Origin of the sequence: Methylomusa anaerophila (assembly GCF_003966895.1) — a bacterium.
Taxonomy (GTDB): Bacteria; Bacillota; Negativicutes; order Sporomusales; family Sporomusaceae; genus Methylomusa; species Methylomusa anaerophila.
In genome coordinates, this window is record NZ_AP018449.1 from 4229936 (window position 1) to 4250374 (window position 20439).

Below are 20439 nucleotides of genomic sequence, written 5' to 3' on the forward strand. Positions count from 1 at the left end.
ACTGGTATCAGTCCCTGCCCTTTAAGTCTTGTCTATTAGCGTTTTTCTTTAATACGGGCGGCCTTACCGGTGAGGTTACGCAAGTAGTACAGCTTAGCCCTGCGAACAATACCCCGGCGAACTACTTCAATCTTTTCGATCCGGGGAGAATGTATCGGAAAGGTACGTTCCACTCCGACCCCATAAGTAACACGTCTAACAGTGAACGTTTCACGCACGCCGCCGCTTTTACGATTAATAACCACACCTTCAAAAACCTGAATCCGCTCACGGCTGCCCTCTACGACCTTTACGTGAACTTTAACCGTATCTCCAGGCTTAAAGGATGGGATATCTTGCCGCAATTGTTCCTGTTCCAAAATCTCAATGATATTCATAAAATATTTCCTCCTTAATTCCAGACGTTCATGACTTGTATTGTTCAGATATTCAGAATTCAGGAGTCAGAATTCAGAATGTTTAAAGACGACTCCCAAATAGTATACTTTATCAAGCAGAGGACCGTCCATACTGCACGAAAGATATTATACCATACCTACATGTGAAACTCAAGAAATTAGGTCCGTAGTTTCAAGTCTATTATATTGCGCAGATGACCATATGCCACGAACTGCTTAGAAGTCGTCAGATGCTAGGCGCGACAAGGACCGGAACGGAAGCGTACTGGGATGTCCGCACAGACTACTTAGGAAAGGGATGACTAGGCCAGAACGGTTGAAGTGAGGACCGGAGGAGCAACGACGCAGATGGCGGCTTATAAGCAGTTCCCTACTTTAAGGCAATTAGTTATTCCCACCAGGTTTCTCCTAATAGCCTATCCAGAATTATAGCAACAGCTGCCCGAACCGGAAGATGATTATAAGGGCCGGGTCCGTAAATTGGTTCCAGGATGTAGTCAAACTGCCGCATCACAGAGCTTTCTATTCCCCAGCCTGTGCCAAACAATAATAGACAGGGTACATCGCCACTTGCTATGACTTTCCGAAGGCCGGAATAGGAAATCATATTATCAAATTTCCGCGCATCTGTTGTGACAACAATTGGGGTTCTCCCGGTCTCAGCAGTTATGCGCTCAATGACTCCGGCAATGTCTGTTGAAATATCCACAATACTCAGAGCATCCTTACGGTCCGGATTGTATACCCCCCCATATCCTTGCTGCCAATATGCAATAATTTCTTCTGCTAAAGCTTTTTGGCTGTCAAGTGGATGAATAATGAAATAGCGGTTAATTTCATAAGTACGGGCAGTACGGGCAATATCATGTATATCAAAATTTGTAATCGCGGTGGTAATGACTTCATTTTTTTTATTATATATCGGGTAATGTACCAACCCAAGATATATTGGTAATGCCATATTACCCTCCGGTATTTTCTTCCGCTAAAATTTCAGCTAACAATTTAGCGTCATTGGAGTTGAGCTTAATCTTATCAAATAAATCCGGACGACGTTCTAATGTATTTTTAAGCGACTGTTTGCGTCGCCATCTTTCAATTTTGGCATGATCACCGGATAGTAGAATCTCCGGAACTGCGAGTCCATTGAAGTCACGCGGTCGTGTATATTGAGGATACTCTAGGAGACCATTATAAAAAGAGTCATATGCGGCGGCATCACACGCCCCAAGAACTCCCGGCAACATACGCGCCACTGCGTCAACCACCACCATAGCCGGTAATTCTCCTCCGGTCAAAACATAATCCCCGATGGAAATGGCCTCGTCTATTAAATACTGCCGGACCCGCTCATCAATACCTTCATAATGGCCGCATATGAGAACAAGCTGTTCATAGTTGGCAAATTGTTTAGCCTTATCCTGATTAAACGGTGTGCCGCCAGGACACATCAATACAATTAAACGGTTTGCACTACCGCCGGACAACACGTTTTCTACTGCCCGAAATATGGGCTCCGGCTTCATAACCATGCCGGAACCACCGCCAAAAGGGTAGTCGTCAACGATTTTGTGTTTATCCGTCGTAAAATCCCGTGGATTTGTAACGTTAATCGTCAACAATCCAGCCTCTTGCGCCCGTTTAATAATACTGTGACCAAACGGCCCAACAAACATATCAGGAAACAAAGAGAGAATGTCAATCTTCATAGCAAACCCCGTATCAACTCAGCTTATCAACTGCCACGAACTGCTTAGAAATCGCCAGATGCTCCCGTTGCATATGAAATAAACTTATTGATTATTAATTTGGTAACCATATATTAATAATCATAGTCAGACCGGGCGCACCGACGATTCTGATTTCGCTTGCTTAGCATAATAGTTTGTGCGGGGACCGGAACGTAAGCGTACTGGGGGTCCGCACAGACTACTTAGAAAAAGGTTAACTAGGCCAGAACGGCTGGAGTGAGGACCGCAGGAGCACGATTCTGATTTCGTTAGTGTTATCAACGCCAGTTAACTGGTCGCAGATGACAGCAACGCAGATGGTGCGGCGCCGCAGATGGCGGTTTATAAGCAGTTCCCCCGCTTTAGGTGCATAGTTTTTAAACCCCGGCTATTCCCATTCCTCTTGTAACGCGACTATCATCTGCTTACCGGCGATATCGATCCTTTTGACTACTTTTTTTAACGCCGGTATAAGAATGGGTTTCTGGTTCTCTTCTTTTTCAATAACGTAAACATCGTTACTGCCGGTTTCCAGAACATCTGTTATTGTGCCCAGATAATCACCGGATTCTTCATAAACTTTTAGCCCGATGATGTCAAACACGTAATAGTGTCCTGCAGGCAAAATCATTAATTCTTCCCGCGGTACTTTGAGGAGTTTGCCGCGAAATTGTTCTACGTCATTCATGGTGTTATACCCAACAAACTTCAGTAGAATAAATTGTTTATGATATCTCACACTTTTTACTTCTACTTTGCGGGTACTGTCTTCAACATAAACTGTTTTGAGATCTTGAAATCGTTCCGGAAAGTCGGTTAAAGGAATAATACGGACGTCACCCCGCACACCGTGCGGGGCAACTATTTTTCCGATGGAATATAACTCTTGATCAGCCATTATAACCAGAAATTAGCTGCGGAAAGCAATTATCTTGCCGTCTTCCAACAAAATCTCAGTAGCCATAATTTTATGAAGATCATCACCTACATTGATGGTGACCATTCTATCCATTGTTCCCTGAACGATCTCTGAACCAATCTCAAGTTGAGCGGTTTCTTTCAGTTTCTCCAGCATATGATTTTTGAAATCTATACGTTTTTGTTTCTCGGCATCAATTTGCTGACGGATGGCCACCAAACCTTGTGCATCAACTTTCGCTTGTTCGGCCATCATACGTTTGGCGTGAAATTCAATTTGCTGAAGCTCCATGTCCGTCTTTTTAACAGCGTCCTGAATTTCAGCTGCAAGTTGAGTCTTTAAGTCTTCTGTTACTTTGGCTTTGACGGTAACCGGACACTTAATCGTCATGTTATCTATGCTAGCCACACAAATCCCACCTTTCCAAACTGATTCAGGTAACCTGAATAGTTATATTATTTCTACCATAACTTTTTTATTCTCACGGGTGGCGGCAGCCTTTACTACAGTACGAATGGCCTTGGCGATACGTCCCTGTTTGCCGATGATTTTCCCCATATCTTCCGGAGCAACCCTCAATTCATAGACAGTACCTGAATGATCGACTGATTCTGTAACATTGACTTGATCCGGGTTCTTAACTAACGCTTTAGCGATAACTTCAACTAACTCTTTCATTAGTTATCAAGCCTCGTTTCTAAGTTTCTTAGGCTTCTTTTTTGGTACGTTTTATTTCATCCCATTTTTTCAGGATGCCGGTTTTGCTGAACAAATTTTTAACAGTATCCGTCGGTTGAGCCCCTTTTTGTAGCCAATTGATGGCTTTTTCCTCGTCAATTTTGATAACTGCCGGTTCGATAGTAGAATCATAATGACCAAGGGTCTCTATGAAACGACCGTCCCGCGGCGAACGGGAGTCAGCTACTACCACACGGTAAAACGGACTCTTTTTAGCACCCATACGTTTTAAACGAATTTTTACTGCCATTTTTCAAATCACCCCCTTTACTAAATTTCTTAATTTAAAAAATAAACTATTTAGGTTATTAAATGCCTCGAACTGCTTAGAAATCGTTAGATACCGTTGCATATGAAAAAAACTTATTGCAACGAGTTTGGTAATTACGGTTCTACTATCATAGTCAGACCGTCTAGGCGCGATGACGATTCTGATTTCGTTTGCTTAGCATAATAGCTTGTGCGGGGACCGGAACGCAAGCGTACTGGGATGTACGCTGGAGTGAGGACCGCAGGAGCACGATTCTGAGTTCGTTAGTGTTATCAACGCGAGTTAACTTGTCGCAGATGACAGCAACGCAGATGGTGCGGCGCCGCAGATGACGGTTTATAAGCAGTTCCCTACTTATGGCGTATAAGTTAAAGAATGATCAGCGCATAAAGGGTAACTTAAACCCGCCGCCCTTTTTACCGCTCTTTTGCATTTCCTGCAGACGCTTCATCATCTTTTTCGCTTCACTGAATTGCTTAAGGAGTCTATTCACATCCTGCACTCTCGTACCGCTGCCCAAAGCAATGCGTTTGCGCCTGCTGCCGTTGATAATGGAAGGATCACGGCGTTCTTTGGCAGTCATTGACCGGATAATAGCAATAATGTGCTTAATCTCCTTTTCATCAAAATCCATACCCTGCAATTGTTTTATTTTCCCCATACCGGGGAGCATGCCCAAGATTTGATCAAGGGGGCCAAGCTTGCGCACTTGCTCAATTTGATCAAGAAAATCATTAAGGGTAAATTCCTCTTTGCGCAGCTTTTTCTGCAATTCCTGCGCTTTTTCCAAACTTAGGTTTGACTCTGCTTTTTCAATGAGACTAAGGACGTCACCCATTCCCAGAATACGGGAAGCCATCCTGTCGGGATGAAAGGGTTCCAGGGCATCCAATTTTTCTCCCATACCGGCAAATTTAATTGGCTTGCCGGTAACCGCCTTGACTGATAGTGCCGCGCCGCCACGGGCATCACCGTCTAGTTTGGTCAGAATAATACCGTCAATACCCAGATCATTATTAAATGCTTCCGCAACGGTAACGGCATCCTGACCGGTCATTGCGTCAACAACAAGTAAGATTTCATGGGGCCTTACGGTTTGCTTAATGGATTTTAGTTCCTGCATGAGTTCTTCGTTGATATGCAAACGGCCCGCAGTATCAATAATTATGATATCCCTTGCCATTGATAAAGCCTGTTCAACCGCTTTCTTGGCAATGTCAACCGGCCTTTCTTTATCGCCCAAAGTGAATACCGGGATATCAAGCTGCTCACCTAATACTTGGAGTTGTTTAATCGCCGCCGGACGGTAAATGTCACCGGCAACCAAAAGCGGGCGTTTGCCTTGCCGTTTTAAGTGATTGGCCAGTTTACCCGCAGTTGTTGTCTTTCCTGCCCCCTGCAGGCCTACCAGCATAACAACGGTTGGCGGCTTAGAGGCAATCACAATGCGGCTTTGTGTACCGCCCATCAAATTGGCTAACTCTTCATTTACAATCTTGATTACATGCTGGGCAGGCGTAAGACTCTCAAGCACTTCTTGCCCGATGGCCCGCTCTTTGATTTTGGCAATCAAATCTTTTACAACTTTAAAATTAACATCGGCTTCCAGCAATGCCAAGCGCACTTCTTTTAGCGCATCGGCTACATCGCCTTCCGATAGTTTACCGCGTCCACGGAGTTTCTTAAATGTTTGCTGCAATTTATCAGCTAAACTTTCAAAAACCAAATATATTACACCTCCCGGGCATCATCTAGCAAATACTGAAGTTTTTCCAAAACAAGATTGATTTCCGGCAGTTTACGCGCCGGTTCCGGGAAATTGCTGACCATCTTGTATATTTCATCTATAATAAGACGTTCTTTCCTGTAACGGCTAACAAGCCCCAACTTCTCTTCGTACTCTTCCAGCATCAGTTCGGCCCGCCGCAATATGTCATGTACCGCTTGACGCGAAACACCAAATTCTTCGGCGATTTCAGCCAAGGAAAAATCCTGCAGGTAATGCATGTTTAGGCATTGCTGTTGTTTATCTGTTAATAGCGCATTATAAAAGTCATAAAGCTGCCCGATACGTAATACTTTATTGAGGGAATCAGTCATAATTTCACCTATTCACATACGGTATTATATAAAAACGCAAGCTCTATGTCAAGTATTTTTACTTGTCAGCAAATAATGCGGCGGCAAACTCTGCCGCCGCAAACGGCCGCAAGTCATTCACACCTTCGCCAACTCCTACCCATTTAACCGGAATACCCAATTCATTCCCAATTGCAACGATTACTCCGCCCTTAGCGGTACCGTCCAATTTTGTAAGAACAACACCGGATACAAAAACTGTGTCACTAAAAAATTTAGCCTGACTGATAGCATTCTGGCCGGTAGTGGCATCAAGTACCAGTAACGTTTCATGAGGGGCGCCGGGTATCTCGCGATTAGCTACCCGGCTGATTTTTTTCAATTCTTCCATGAGATTTGTTTTTGTATGCAACCGACCGGCGGTATCGATAATTAGAACATCGGCTTTGCGAGCCTTAGCTGCCTGCACGGCATCAAAAGCCACTGCCGCCGGATCTGACCCTTCAGAGTGTTTAATCACATCAACCCCAACCCGATTACCCCAGATTTCCAGTTGATCAATAGCAGCAGCCCGAAACGTATCGGCAGCGGCAACTATTACATTATGTCCTTCTTGCCGATAATAATTTGCCAGTTTGCCGATTGTCGTAGTTTTGCCAACACCGTTGACACCTACAACCAATATTACCGTTGGTGGCTGCTCAGTTAAAGTTAATACACCTGATCCATTTTGCAGCATGTCGCTTATTTTAGTACGCAAAAACGGCCTTAAATCATCCGGCGAGTTGATTTCTTTGCCTTTAATGCCTTTTCGTATGTCATTGAGCAGCACTGATGTGGTAGGTACTCCCACATCGGCAGAAAGTAGAACTGCTTCCAAATCATCCAACAATTCGTCATCAATTTTAGCATATCCAACGACTAACTGTTCAATTTTCTCGGTAAAATTTTTCCTGGTTTTTTCCAATCCGGCTTTCAGCTTATCAAAAAAGCCCATTGTTTTCCCCCCTAATTTACCCTGTTTTGTAATTGCTCAGATTTACATCTGCCACGAACTGCTTAGAAATCGTCAGATGCTAGGCACGACGAGGACCGGAACGCAAGCGTACTGGCTGGTACGCTGGAGTGAGGACCACAGGAGTAACGACGCAGATGGCGGTTTCTAAGCAGTTCCCTGCTTAATGGCCCACAGCCTACTACCCCGTTTTGTCCATTAGCTTTATCGATACCAGCCTAGATATTCCTGATTCTTCCATAGTAATACCATGCAGAACATCTGCTGCTTCCATCGTGCCTTTACGATGAGTAACGACAATAAATTGCGTATGTTGTGCATAATCCCGTAAAAACTCACTAAATCTCTGGACATTTGCCTCATCCAGCGCCGCATCGATTTCATCCACAACACAAAATGGTGCTGGACGGTAGGTCAAAAAGGCAAATAACAGGGCTATTACGGTCAATGCTCGTTCTCCGCCCGACAATAAAGTTAGATTCTGAAGTTTTTTCCCCGGCGGCTGGACAATTATATCAATACCGCTTTCCAGTATATTCTCCGGTTCCAATAACTGGATTTTGGCCAAACCTCCGCCAAAAAGGCGGCAAAAGACCTCGCCAAAATGCTGATTGATAGTTATAAAAGAATCCGTAAACTGCTTAGACATAGTATTGTCCATATCTTTGATTAGCGAGGCAAGATATTCTCTGGCGGTAATTAAATCGTGACTTTGATGATTAAGAAAATCATATCTTTCCTGCAAGCGTGAGTATTCCTCAACTGCAGCCGGGTTAACAGGTCCTAAGTCTGCTATTTTTTGTTCAAATTCGGCCACCATGGCCAAGAGTAACTCAATGCTTTCATCCCGGCGCATTCTCTGTGCCTCTTCTACAGCTACGGCATAAACTTCAGTTAATTGTTCACGGCAATGTTGAACTTCAAATTGATATTTCGTCATTATGAGCTCGGCTTCATGTACCCTGGCTTGAACTTCGTTAGCCTTACGCCGTAAATCCCGAATTTCTTTGTCCAATTTCTGCATAACAGACAGCAGCTCTAACTTTTGAGCATATCCTTTTGTTTTTTCCTGTTCCGCCTGTTCTTTTCGCTTGAGCAAAGACTCGCGAACTTGTTCTAAATCTAGAATTTCCCGTCTGGCGTTAGTAATTTCCACTGTAATATTCTTTTTATCCGCTTCAATATGTTCCATCTGTCTGGCAGCTAATATACGTGCGTGTTCATTCTGTTGGCATTGAGATCGAAGGGAAGCAATTTCTTGATTGATGGAAGATGCTTGTATCTTTAACTCGGTAAGTTCGGTGTGAAAATTTTCCTGATTGTTTTTTAAGTCCGTTAATTGCTGGTGTAGGCTTGCCAAAAGCGATTTTTGCTCTAGATCCCGGTTTTCGCACGCTAGTATATTATTTTTGCTTTCTACAATTTTCGCCTCATAATACTCTTTTTCTGATTTATATGCTTGCAATTCCGCCTGGACGGTATCTAAAGCCAAGGTAATTCGCTTAATTTCAGACTGGGCTTTTTCTTTGTGGATGGCATGTTCGGCAATTTTAAGTTCAGTCTCCTGCCGCAAATTGGCCAACAGGCTAACCTCTTCATCTATCTTGGCTATCTTTTGGTGTAAATTGTTCTTTTTTTGTTGAAAAGAATCAACTTCTTCATCTAATGCGGCTATTGTTTTCTTCAATGTTTCAATTTCTGAACTTCGGGCTAAATAGCCTGCATCCCGGCGGCCGTTGCTGCCTCCGCTCATTGAACCGCCCGGATTGATCAATTCTCCTTCCAGAGTTACTACTCTGACTGAAAAAGAAGACTGTTTGGCTATCTTTAAAGCGGCATCGACATCCGTAGCGACAACGGTGCGACCAAGTAAGAATTCAACTATTGGACGAAAGCGCATATCAGCAGTGACAAAATCGGAAGCCAAACCAACCGCACCCTCTATTTTAGCTGCCACCACTTCGCTATTTTTGGGTTTCGATACCCGTATCGTATTCAGCGGCAAGAATGTAGCTCGCCCCAAGTTATGTTTTTTTAGAAATTGTATTGCCTGTTTGGCTATCTGCTCATCCTCGGTTACAATATTCTGGAGTGCGCCGCCAAGAGCGGTTTCAATCGCCATTACGTATTGCTTCGGCACAGTTAATAATTCAGCAACCGCGCCGCAAACGCCGGCCCGCCACCCGGCTTTATTCTGTAAAACACTTTTTATCGCCCGGCTAAACCCTTCATATTCGTCTTGCATGCTTTTGAGCACATCAAGTCGTGACGATGCCTCATTATTCTTTTTAATTGTCTGCTGTCCTTGCTCATTAAGCTGATAGAGACTTAATTCCAACCTTTGCTTTTCTTCAATAATTCTTTGTGTATTTTTATTGATGTCAATCTGCTTCTCTTTCAATATTGACAATTGCGCGGCAAGATCATCTAACAATTTTTCATTTTCAGTCGATTGCTGCGAATAGTCATTATACTCCTTCTCCAGATTCGCTTGCCGCGTTTTAAGGTTGAAGAGATCCTTCTCGCTGCTGCGTAATGTATTACGTTCATCAACAAGTTGCTGCAAATGTTGAAAGGTTTCTTCATTACCATTTTTAATTTCTGCCTCAATTGTTCTAATGGTTGAGCATAAGTTGTCATATTCACTGTCTATGACCGATAACTTACTATTAACTTCCGATAAAGAAGTCAGTTTTTCATTTAGTAGGAACCCAAGGGTTTCAAAACTTTGTTTGTTTTCCGTTACTTGTACGCTAACCCGATTCATCTCTTCAAGAATCCGTTCTTCAGCCCGAATTCCTTGCTCAATCCGTTCGGTCAGAACGGCGTTCTTGCCTGCAACCCTCTCCAATTCCGTATCTGTTTGATTGATAGTCTGGCTTACAACAGTTAACTCTTCTTCCCGGGATGAAAGTTCAGCCATAATCCTTTCTTTATCTGCTTCACAAACTGACAGCTTAGTAGTAAAATCAATGTCCTGATCTTTAAGCGTTGTCTGTTCCAGTTCGGCACTGATAACCATCTTCTCAGCTTTAACAAGCCTGTTTAACAATATTGTCACTTGACAAGCCTTGAGTTCGGTATTATAGGCGTTAAATTGGTCTGTCCGGGCCGCACTTTCGCTAAGAGGCCCCAACTGACTTTCAAGCTCGGATATAATATCTTTTATCCGAATTAGATTTTGTTCAGTCACTTCAAGTTTCCGTAACGCTTCCCGCTTACGTAATTTATACTTGGATATTCCCGCGGCTTCCTCAAACAATAATCGTCTTTCCTCCGGCTTGCTGCTTAATATCTCGTCTATTTTATTCTGACTAATTACAGTCATGGAATCACGTCCTATGCCTGTATCCAGCAAAAGATCATGAATATCTTTTAGCCTGCACCCCGTCTTATTAATGTAATATTCACTATCTCCTGAACGAAACACCCGGCGGGTAATAATGACCTCGTTATAGTCAAGCGGTAATTGCCCGTCCTGGTTATCGAAAACCAGCGATACTTCTGCAACCCCCGCTGCCCTTCTCTTGATGCTGCCGGCAAAAATAACGTCTTCCATCTTAGCCCCGCGTAGACTTCGAATACTTTGCTCCCCCAATGCCCAGCGGATGGCATCGGAAATATTGCTCTTTCCACTGCCGTTTGGACCTACAATTGCAGTTACGCCGCGTCCAAACTCCAGTTGCGTTTTTTCAGCAAAAGATTTGAATCCATAAGCTTCTAATCTGCGTAACAGCAACTTCCATCCCCTCGTCTCGTACTCAATCATCAAGATTGTACCATGTAGCCGGTATTTGTACAAGTTACCAGTTAATTGTGTTACCCCTCACGACAGGACGAGTAGGCTTGGATTAAAAAACCTGTTTGCCCTAAAGCAAACAGGTTTTTCATAATTACTTTTCTATTCAGAAGAACCTTTATCGCGGTTCAACAATAAACCGGATAGCTGTGCGTTCTTCCCCATCGATAGCTATTTCGGCAAATGCAGGTATAGTGATAAGGTCAATTCCATTCGGGGCAACAAAGCCTCGGGAAATTGCAATTGCTTTAATAGCCTGATTTACTGCCCCTGCGCCGACTGCCTGCACTTCTGCAGATCCTTTTTCTCTCAGTACTGCAGCCAGAGCACCTGCTACGGATTTGGGATTTGATTGTGCAGATACTTTCAGCACTTCCATTTTAGCTCATCCTCCTTGAAATTCAGGGCTTATACTAAAATGATATTCTGTGCTTTTCCTAAAAATTCCTTCTTTTACAAAGTTTTAAATATAATTTAACATATTTTTGTTAATGCTTATACTTAACCCATGAAAGTCAATTACAAGTTCTCCCAAAGTATGATGATCTGGTTTTAATATAATTGATGAAAGTTTGTAAGTTTTCTTGAGTCTCCTGATGTTCTCGCCGGAAACTCCCCGTAGTTTGGAACTATCCTTCGGGTGATGATGAATAGTCATTTCCCCTTCGCAAGCAGAGTATGACAAGATTTCAATACAATGAGCCGCCATTAGGAAAAAAAGGAATGAGTCTACCAATTCACCAAAAGCAGGATGATACGGTCCCGCCAATACAACATGCGCTTTAGATAATTCCGCAGTGGCCTGTAAACCCGTCCGAATCACTTTAATACCTTGCTGTTCGAATGTTAGTTTTATATAAGCCGATTTTGCCACAGCCTCGGGTATCGTCAGCGGCTTATATCTATTATCATAATATAAATTAGCCAGCGGCGTACCGGCAATTACTAAAGTGGGATAAACCCGGGCAAAATCCGGTCGAAGCCCAATAATTTTTGTTACCGTGCAAATAAGGCTGGACCAATTTTCACCTGGTAATCCCGGCATTAACTGTACACCGCACGCCAGGCCTGCGTTTTTAATAAGTGAAGTTGCATTGGACACATCTTTCGCGGTATGTCCTCTATTTGCTCCTGCCAGTACGGCGTCATCCATGGACTGAACACCCAATTCAACGGTACGTACTCCTAACATCGCTAAATTCTTGACAATAACCGGATTAATACAATCCGGCCGGGTGGAGATGCGAATTGAGTGAATCAAGTTTCGTTGCAAGGCCTGATATGCAGGCTGCAGTAATTCATATTGGCAATCAAGAGAAAGGGCCGTAAAACTGCCACCGTAAAAGGCCAACTCCACCTGTCGCCGTCCAGTGATTTTTACCAAGGATTCCTCGATAATTTCACTTACTTGCTCAGCTGTAACAGGGGTCTCTTGCCCTGTTATTTTCCGCTGGTTACAAAACACACATTGATGACTGCAACCAAAATGGGGTATAAATATAGGTATGATGCAATATTTCGTCGTATTCATATTAAAAAATAAAAGGCGACCCCATGGCCGCCTTCCCTTTACCCTTCTGAAATTATGTTTAGCTTAATCAAAGCCTTTTTTGCAGCTTGCTGTTCAGCTTCTTTTTTGCTTTTCCCCCAACCTGTGCCAAGTCGTTCGCCGTTGACGGTAACAGCTTCTTCAAAAGATTTATCATGGTCGGGACCTTGCTCATCAATTACTTCATAAACGATTTTACTATCGGTGCTTTTCTGAACAACTTCCTGTAACCAGGTTTTATAATCCTTGAGATAATCGCCTTGCTCAACAAGCGCCAATTCTTCCCCCAACTGCCGTAAAACATATTTGGCGGCATTTTTAAAACCTAAATCCAAATACACTGCACCGATAATAGCCTCGAAGGCATCCGCCAGGATGGAAATACGTTCCCGTCCGCCGGACAATGCCTCCCCTTTGCCTAATAAGAGATAGTCTCCAATGCCAAGTTCCAAAGCCCTCTTGGCCAACGTATGCTCGCAAACTACCTGGGCCCTGGCCTTAGTAAGTTCCCCTTCGGGTAAATGTGGACATTTGCTGAATAAATACGAACTTATAATAAGATCAAGCACTGCATCCCCCAAAAACTCCAGCCGTTCATTATGTTTAACCCTGGGGCTTTTAGTTTCATTAGCATATGAAGTGTGAGTGAGGGCTTGATGCAAGAGCTTGTAATCATAGAATTCTACTCCCAAAGTTTGGCAAAAAGCTGTTAATGCCTGCACGCGACTATTGTCTATAATACTTTTTCTTTCTTTCATGTCACGAAATGGGCTGCTTACGCTTGGTATTTCTTCACCAAAATAGTGGCGTTATGTCCGCCGAAACCAAAGGAGTTGGATAAAGCAACATTAACAACTTGTTCGCGAGCCTTATTGGGAACATAGTCCAAATCAAGTTCCGGATCCGGGTGTTCAAGGTTAATTGTCGGTGGAATCAGGTTGTTGGCAACAGTAATTACTGTTGCGATGCATTCAATGCCTCCAGCCGCACCTAATAAATGTCCCGTCATAGATTTGATTGAGCTGACAGCCAGCTTCTTAACGGCATGTTCGCCAAATAATGCCTTGATTGCCAGACTCTCATTTTTATCATTAAGTGGCGTAGAAGTACCGTGAGCATTAATATAATCTATGTCTGAAGGTTGAAGGCCAGCGTCCTTTATGGCCAGTTCCATACATTTAGCGGCTTGGGTACCTTCGGGGGCGGGAGCGGTAATATGGTAAGCGTCGGCATTAAATCCATAGCCGGCAATCTCGGCATAAATTTTTGCCCCTCTAGCTTGAGCATGTTCAAGAGTCTCCAAAATCAAAACCCCGGACCCCTCACCCAGAACAAAACCATCGCGGTCTTGGTCAAAGGGGCGGGATGCTTTTTCAGGCTCATCATTGCGGGTGGACATGGCTTTCATGGCGCTAAAACCCGCTATGGCCGCGGGAGAGATAGCGGCTTCAGTTCCACCGGCTACCATAACGTCGGCATCGCCGCGCTGCAGAATTTTAAAGGCGTCGCCGATAGCGTTTGTGCCGGTGGCGCAGGCAGTAACAACGCAACTGCTTGGACCTTGTAAACCAAAAGTGATGGAAGTTTGACCTGTCGCCATATTGGCAATCATCATTGGCACGAAGAATGGGCTAATACGGCCTGGCCCTTTTTCAAACAAAATCTTAAACTGATCATGCAAAGTTTCCATGCCGCCAATACCGGTCCCAATTAATGTGCCAATGCGGCTGCGGTCTTCTTGGTCCAAATCAATGTCCGAGTCTTCAAATGCCATTTTCGTAGCGGCAATGGCAAACTGGACAACACGGTCCATACGTTTTGCTTCTTTTTTGTCTATGTACAACAAAGGATCGAAATCCTTAACTTCACCGGCAATCTGAGTGCTGTATTCACTTGGATCAAACCGGGTAATCCTAGTGATTCCCGATTTACCGGCAATAAGCCCTTGCCAAAATGTATCTTTACCAATACCGATGGGTGTCACCGCACCAAGACCTGTAACGACAACCCGCTTTTTCAAGGATAAACACCTCTTTTAATTAATTGATTTCTTCGACTTCTTTTATGAGTCTTGCAAATATTTCTTTAACAGGCAATATCTCATGTATTTTATGAACGTACTCACCGGTAAACACTAATCCTGTATCAACATCGCCTTGCTGAGCTCGAATCAAAGCGTCGATAATGCAAAAATTCTGCGTACAATGCTTTAAGCAGGCAATGCAGTTATCAGATTTATCGGTAGTACTCTCAAGAATTTTCTCAGCAAATGGATTTTTTATCGCGCGCGCCGGCATACCAACCGGGCTCTTAATTAACACCACATCTTCAGGGCGAGCTTTTAAGTAATATTCTTTTAAGGCTGGAGCGGCATTGGATTCTTCACTTGCAGCAAATCTCGTTCCCATTTGAACGCCATCCGCCCCCAGTTTCATAACTTCCGCAATATCTTGTCCGTTCATGATGCCGCCGGCTGCAATTACCGGGATATTGACGGCTTTCTTAACATCAGGTATTAATGCTTTTATTGACTTATCTGTACCCAAATGCCCACCTGCTTCTCCACCTTCAACGATAATGGCAGATGCGCCCAATGATTCAGAAATTTTGGCCAATTTAGCAGTAGAAACTATAGGAACGATAGGAGTACCAGACTCTTTTCCCATCCCAAACATATCTCGCGAAAAACCTGCGCCTGCAACTACCAGATCAATACCTTCTTGAATGGCTGTTTTTACCAGTCCGGCGAATTGCCTGGCGGCAACCATTGCATTGATACCGATAATTCCTTTGGTTAAGGAGCGAGCCAAACAAATCTCATGGCGTAGTTCATCAAACGTCATACCCGATGCAGCAATCAGTCCAATTCCTCCGGCCTCCGCAACAGCAGCAGCCAAGCGGGCTGTAGAAAGACGTATAGCCATCCCGCCCTGAATAATCGGTATCTTGGCCACATGCTGGCCTATCTTAAGTTCTGGAAGCTTCAAGTAACAACTCCTCCAATCAATCAAAGCACATCCTGCACCGCGTAATTACCTTTAAGAAAGTCCCGCGAAAAAGCATCATTACAATTCACGCCATTCACGGGACTTTCTACCATTCCGGTAAGGTAATCAATCTTACATTAGACGCTGACAAATTGTAGATTAACCCTGTTTTTCTTTGTCTATGTACTCCACAGCGTCCTTAACCGTTTTAATTCTTTCTGCCACTTCATCAGGAATTTCAATACTGAATTCCTCTTCGAAGGCCATAATTAATTCAACAATATCCAGGGAGTCAGCGCCAAGGTCATCAATAAATGTGGAATTCATAGTAACATCAGCTTCATCTACACCAAGTTGTTCAACTACAATCTCTTTAACTTTATCAAAAGTTGTCATGATGTTCACCTCCTTCCAAGAGAAATATAAATATCTTCTATTATATTTACATTACCATACCACCGTCAATGTTTATTGTCTGCCCAGTAATGTAATTTGCCGAGTCGGAGGCTAGAAACACTACAGCCGCGGCAACGTCCTCCGGTGCCCCCAGTTTTCCCAAAGGAATTTTGGCAGATAGATCACTTTTCACTTGCTCCGATAATCCATGGGTCATATCCGTGCCAATGAAACCGGGAGCAATAGCATTTACTGTGATGTTACGGGAAGCCAGTTCTCTGGCCATAGACTTGGTAAAACCGATAACCCCGGCTTTGGCAGCCGCATAATTGGCTTGCCCAATATTTCCCATCAGGCCAACGACAGAGGTTATATTGATAATTTTGCCGCTTTTTTGCTTCATCATAATCCGGGAAACAGCTTTTGTGCAATAGTATATACCTTTTAGGTTCGTATTCATTACTGCATCCCAATCTTCGTCCTTCATCCGCATAAGTAAATTATCACGGGTAATTCCCGCATTGTTGACCAATATATCAATTTTACGGAAAGTATCCATAGTTTGCTTTACCATGGCCTCAACAGCCTCGCCTTTAGAGATATCTGCCTGAATGGTAATCGCTTGGCCACCATTTTGCGTAATGATGGCCTCCACTTCTTGGGCGGCCGCGACATTACCGGCATAATTAATGACTACCTTAGCACCGACTTTAGCAAGCATAATAGCTGTCGCCCGGCCAATCCCCCGGGACGCTCCGGTAACAATTGCCACTTTGCCATCTAAATGCATTTTAACGAACCTCCTTGAAATAATCAAGGGCTTTTTCCAAGGAAATAAGATCTTCAATATTCAACTTACCCATGCTAGATAACCTCCATCCATAATAACCAGTAGTGGTTAACGACCCACAAGCCTATTTAAATCGGCAATAATTTTAGGTACGTTCTGAACTATGTCTTGAACGATGTCATCAACAGGTCTTATGTCGTTAATCATTCCGGCCACCTGGCCAACCATGACGGAACCATATTCCGTGTCCCCGTTGCAAACTGCGGCTTGCAGTTTCCCTGCGCCTAACCGATCAAGCTCTTCGGCAGAAGCCCCTTGCCTTTCCAGTTCTTCGAACTCACGCGTCAATTTGTTGGCAATAACTCTTACCGGATGTCCGGTTGATATTCCAGTAACTATTGTTGATCTTTCTTTCGCTTTCAATATTGCTTCCTTATAGTTGCCATGGGCTGTACACTCTTTCGAAGCAGCAAATAATGTTCCCAATTGTACGCCTTGTGCGCCTAAAGTAAGAGCGGCAATTACCCCCCGGGCATCGCCAATTCCTCCGGCTGCAATTACTGGAACGCTTACTGCGTCAACAACTTGTGGCACCAAAGCCATTGTAGTCACCATCCCGACATGCCCGCCGCTTTCCATACCTTCGGCAATTACAGCGTCCACACCTACGCGTTCTAATCGTTTGGCCAAAGCAACCGATGCAACAACAGGAATTACCTTGGTTCCAATACTTTTTAAAGTCGGGATATATTCACCCGGATTTCCGGCGCCGGTAGTCACTACTGGTACTCTTTCATCTACAACTACTTGCATTACTTCCTTCACAAAAGGAGATCTCAGCATAATATTTACGCCAAAAGGCTTTGCCGTTAATTCTTTTACTTGTCTAATTTCATTCTGCAGGGCGTCAGGCGGCATATGCCCGGCACCAATCACGCCTAATCCTCCGGCCTTAGACACCGCCGCTGCCAATTCAGCTGTTGCAACCCAGGCCATTCCCCCTTGTAAAATGGGATATTCAATATTTAATAATTGGCACAGTTTTGTTTCAAACAATAGTGTCGGCCTCCTTACACCATTTTATTACACATGATGCCCAGGTGAGCCCAGCACCAAACCCAACCAGTACTACGATGTCGCCATCTTTAACCTTACCCGCACGTACGGCTTCCTCCATAGCAATAGGGATAGATGCTGCTGAAGTGTTACCATACCTGTCGACATTGACAATAACTTTATCCATCGTCAGCTTTAGACGCTTGGCGGCCGATTGAATAATCCGGATGTTGGCTTGATGCGGTATAAAACAATTTACATCTTCGGGGTGCAATCCCGCGTTTTCTAATGCCTTCAAAGCCGCCGCCCCCATGATTTTTACAGCAAATTTAAACACTTCGTTGCCATTCATATGAATAAAGTGCATTTTCGAGGCTACTGTTTCAGCAGTAGAAGGATTACGTGAACCACCGGCAGGAAGCTTCAAAAGATCGCCACCGGTTCCGTCTGCCCCAAGATGAATTCCTAATATTCCGCAACCCGGCATTGTTTCTCCCAGTACTGCGGCACCGGCGCCATCACCAAACAAAACGCAAGTATTACGGTCAGTCCAGTCCATAATTTTCGACAAAGTTTCGGCCCCTATAACCAGCACCCTGCGGTACAAACCGGTTTTAACAAATTGAGCGCCAGCAGTCAATGCGTATACAAAACCTGAACAGCCGGCAGCCAAGTCAAAAGCAGCAGCCTTAATCGCCTTGATGTTGTCTTGAACTAAACAGGCAACTGAAGGAAAAAACATATCAGGTGTAGCTGTCGCTACAATAATTAGATCTATATCGGCAGCGCTCAACCCGGCATCAGCCAGAGCCCTCTCTGCTGCCCGGGTCGCCAAATCGGATGTAGCGGTATGGACAGCAGCGACGCGACGTTCCTTAATACCTGTGCGCTCAACAATCCACTCGTCGGAAGTATCAACGATTTTCTCCAGATCTTTATTCGTTAACACTTTATCCGGTACATAACTCCCGATACCAAGTATTCCAACTGCTATTTCATTCTCTTTCAATGATAATGTCCTCCTCCTCCTCAATGTTTTCGCGAATATGTTCTACAACTTTTTGTTCTGTAAATTCGTAAGCTACACGAATAGCATTCTTAACTGCTTTAGCTTTGGAACTACCATGACAGATAATAAAACCGCCTTTTACTCCTAGAAGCGGTGCCCCCCCATACTCTGCGTCATCCAGCTTCTTCATGAGTCCTTTCAAGGCGGGAATTACTAACATGGAGGCTATCTTAGTAAAAAAACCACTTGCTTTTATTGACTCCTTGACTAATTGCATAATCATACTGGCTAAACCTTCCCCAACTTTTAAAACAATATTCCCGACAAAACCATCACAAACAACCACATTAACCGTTCCTGTCGGAATATCTCTTCCTTCTACATTGCCGACAAAGTTAATTGTATGGAGTTGTTTAAGTAAAGGATAGGTTGCCAGCACCTGCTCATTACCCTTAGTTTCTTCTTCGCCGATATTTAACAACCCAACGCGCGGATTTGGAATATTTAGAACATATTCAGCATAAATGGAGCCCATAATTGCGCCTTGTACCAAATGTTTAGGTTTGCTGTCCACATTTGCGCCTGAATCTAAAAGCACGGTAGTTGTCCCGATAAGATTTGGAATTGGTGTAGCGATGGCAGGACGCTCAATACCGGGAATGCGCCCCAATATGAATAATGCCGCAGCAACCGCTGCTCCTGTGCTACCAGCCGAGATGACCACATCACATACACGCTCTGCTACAAGACGGGTTGCAACTACAACAGAAGCATCTTTCTTTTTTCGGATGGCAACCCCGGGGTGCTCGTTCATTTCTATGACTTCACTGGCATGGTGCACAGCAATGTTTAAGTCCTTGCCGCCATGCTGTTCAAGAGCCCGAACAATTTTATCCTTCTCACCAACCAACACAATTTCAAGATTAATTTCGGAGTAATCTTTTGCGGCTTGGATTGCCCCCTTAACAATTTCGTCAGGAGCAAAATCGCCCCCCATAGCATCTATGGCAACCCTCATTAATAATCTCCCTTCGCACACCGGTTTACGACAAGCCGAGTTAGCGCACTTGTTAAAAGACGCTAACAATCCTGAGATACCATTATAAATTTAGCCCGAAACACTTCCTGAACTTCATTTCTAGTCTTTACCCAAATAAAAGATTTATTGCCTCTTTTTTTAACGATTTCCGCTTTGGCTACCAGTTTTTCTCCTTCACGAACCGGAACTTTATACTTAATATTGGCTATTCCTGTAACTGCAAGCGATGCGTCGATAATCGCCAAAGCAAGTGAATTAGCTTGGGCAAATATGTAATGACCGCGAGCAATCTTCGTTTTTTCAAACACCATGTCAGACGTTACAACCATCAGCGAGATTCCGGACTTACCCAGTTCCAAATCAATAATATCTCCCACAACATCGGCACTGGCAATTGTTTTTAGTTTATCCCGGGCTTCCTCTGCCATTTGTTTGGTCCGCTCCCGAACTTCGGGAATACCTAATTCCAGCCGGTCTAACCTAATGGTTTGAATGCTTACTCCTAGGCATACCGCCAATTCCTCATCAGTATAAAACGGAGAATCATGAAGTTTTTCTTTCAGCAACTCTTGTCTTATTTTCTTGTGAACCCGCACTATAGCATCACCTAGTTTTAGCAGTAAGTAATATAACCAATTTATAGTATTTATTATAGCCAGTAACT

General features: G+C 43.9%; 22 protein-coding genes. All 22 read right to left on the minus strand.

Annotated features, from left to right (window positions below; all coding sequences use genetic code 11):
* Positions 1–35: 35 nt before the first annotated feature.
* Positions 36–377 carry a 50S ribosomal protein L19 gene (rplS, locus tag MAMMFC1_RS19340; protein ID WP_126310070.1) on the minus strand — a complete coding sequence of 114 codons (342 nt, stop codon included), beginning with the start codon at positions 375–377 and terminating at the stop codon, positions 36–38.
* Between the two features lie 409 nt (positions 378–786).
* A complete protein-coding gene (locus MAMMFC1_RS19345) occupies positions 787–1359 on the minus strand; it encodes an RNA methyltransferase (RefSeq protein ID WP_126310071.1) in 573 nt (190 codons plus the stop codon).
* A gap of 1 nt (position 1360) precedes the next feature.
* Positions 1361–2107 carry a tRNA (guanosine(37)-N1)-methyltransferase TrmD gene (gene trmD, locus MAMMFC1_RS19350; RefSeq protein WP_126310072.1) on the minus strand — a complete coding sequence of 249 codons (747 nt, stop codon included), beginning with the start codon at positions 2105–2107 and terminating at the stop codon, positions 1361–1363.
* Between the two features lie 409 nt (positions 2108–2516).
* A complete protein-coding gene (gene rimM / locus MAMMFC1_RS19355) occupies positions 2517–3026 on the minus strand; it encodes a ribosome maturation factor RimM (RefSeq protein WP_126310073.1) in 510 nt (169 codons plus the stop codon).
* A gap of 12 nt (positions 3027–3038) precedes the next feature.
* Positions 3039–3455, minus strand: a complete 417-nt coding sequence (locus MAMMFC1_RS19360; RefSeq protein WP_232035557.1) for a YlqD family protein — start codon at positions 3453–3455, stop codon at positions 3039–3041.
* A gap of 42 nt (positions 3456–3497) precedes the next feature.
* The gene (locus MAMMFC1_RS19365; RefSeq protein WP_126310074.1) at positions 3498–3725 is read right to left on the minus strand and encodes a KH domain-containing protein; all 228 of its coding nucleotides are present in this window, start codon (positions 3723–3725) and stop codon (positions 3498–3500) included.
* 28 nt (positions 3726–3753) lie between these two features.
* Positions 3754–4035: a 30S ribosomal protein S16 gene (rpsP, locus tag MAMMFC1_RS19370; protein ID WP_126310075.1), complete on the minus strand. Its 282-nt coding sequence runs from the start codon at positions 4033–4035 to the stop codon at positions 3754–3756.
* Positions 4036–4435: 400 nt separating this feature from the next.
* The gene (ffh, locus tag MAMMFC1_RS19375) at positions 4436–5782 is read right to left on the minus strand and encodes a signal recognition particle protein (RefSeq protein ID WP_126310076.1); all 1347 of its coding nucleotides are present in this window, start codon (positions 5780–5782) and stop codon (positions 4436–4438) included.
* 5 nt (positions 5783–5787) lie between these two features.
* Positions 5788–6156, minus strand: a complete 369-nt coding sequence (gene ylxM, locus MAMMFC1_RS19380) for a YlxM family DNA-binding protein (RefSeq protein WP_126310077.1) — start codon at positions 6154–6156, stop codon at positions 5788–5790.
* A gap of 58 nt (positions 6157–6214) precedes the next feature.
* On the minus strand, positions 6215–7132 hold the full coding sequence (gene ftsY, locus MAMMFC1_RS19385; protein WP_126310078.1) for a signal recognition particle-docking protein FtsY: 918 nt from the start codon (positions 7130–7132) through the stop codon (positions 6215–6217).
* A gap of 199 nt (positions 7133–7331) precedes the next feature.
* A complete protein-coding gene (gene smc, locus MAMMFC1_RS19390; RefSeq protein ID WP_126310079.1) occupies positions 7332–10889 on the minus strand; it encodes a chromosome segregation protein SMC in 3558 nt (1185 codons plus the stop codon).
* Between the two features lie 178 nt (positions 10890–11067).
* Positions 11068–11328, minus strand: coding sequence for a stage V sporulation protein S (locus tag MAMMFC1_RS19395; protein ID WP_126310080.1), 261 nt, complete (start codon positions 11326–11328; stop codon positions 11068–11070).
* An 84-nt stretch (positions 11329–11412) separates the two neighbouring features.
* The gene (locus MAMMFC1_RS19400) at positions 11413–12480 is read right to left on the minus strand and encodes an elongator complex protein 3 (protein ID WP_126310081.1); all 1068 of its coding nucleotides are present in this window, start codon (positions 12478–12480) and stop codon (positions 11413–11415) included.
* Between the two features lie 38 nt (positions 12481–12518).
* Complete coding sequence (rnc, locus tag MAMMFC1_RS19405; protein WP_126310082.1) at positions 12519–13256, minus strand: ribonuclease III; 738 nt, start codon at positions 13254–13256, stop codon at positions 12519–12521.
* A gap of 17 nt (positions 13257–13273) precedes the next feature.
* Positions 13274–14518, minus strand: a complete 1245-nt coding sequence (gene fabF / locus MAMMFC1_RS19410) for a beta-ketoacyl-ACP synthase II (protein ID WP_126310083.1) — start codon at positions 14516–14518, stop codon at positions 13274–13276.
* A 19-nt stretch (positions 14519–14537) separates the two neighbouring features.
* Positions 14538–15485 carry an NAD(P)H-dependent flavin oxidoreductase gene (locus MAMMFC1_RS19415; protein WP_126310084.1) on the minus strand — a complete coding sequence of 316 codons (948 nt, stop codon included), beginning with the start codon at positions 15483–15485 and terminating at the stop codon, positions 14538–14540.
* A gap of 159 nt (positions 15486–15644) precedes the next feature.
* Positions 15645–15881 carry an acyl carrier protein gene (locus tag MAMMFC1_RS19420; protein ID WP_126310085.1) on the minus strand — a complete coding sequence of 79 codons (237 nt, stop codon included), beginning with the start codon at positions 15879–15881 and terminating at the stop codon, positions 15645–15647.
* Positions 15882–15927: 46 nt separating this feature from the next.
* Positions 15928–16671: a 3-oxoacyl-[acyl-carrier-protein] reductase gene (gene fabG, locus MAMMFC1_RS19425; RefSeq protein WP_126310086.1), complete on the minus strand. Its 744-nt coding sequence runs from the start codon at positions 16669–16671 to the stop codon at positions 15928–15930.
* 108 nt (positions 16672–16779) lie between these two features.
* On the minus strand, positions 16780–17667 hold the full coding sequence (locus tag MAMMFC1_RS19430; RefSeq protein ID WP_408631254.1) for a DUF561 domain-containing protein: 888 nt from the start codon (positions 17665–17667) through the stop codon (positions 16780–16782).
* A gap of 52 nt (positions 17668–17719) precedes the next feature.
* A complete protein-coding gene (locus tag MAMMFC1_RS19435) occupies positions 17720–18736 on the minus strand; it encodes a beta-ketoacyl-ACP synthase III (protein ID WP_269471849.1) in 1017 nt (338 codons plus the stop codon).
* On the minus strand, positions 18723–19754 hold the full coding sequence (gene plsX, locus MAMMFC1_RS19440) for a phosphate acyltransferase PlsX (RefSeq protein WP_126310088.1): 1032 nt from the start codon (positions 19752–19754) through the stop codon (positions 18723–18725). The genes MAMMFC1_RS19435 and plsX overlap by 14 nt, the downstream gene beginning before the upstream one ends.
* A gap of 62 nt (positions 19755–19816) precedes the next feature.
* Complete coding sequence (gene fapR / locus MAMMFC1_RS19445; RefSeq protein WP_126310089.1) at positions 19817–20374, minus strand: transcription factor FapR; 558 nt, start codon at positions 20372–20374, stop codon at positions 19817–19819.
* Between the last annotated feature and the right edge of the window lie 65 nt (positions 20375–20439).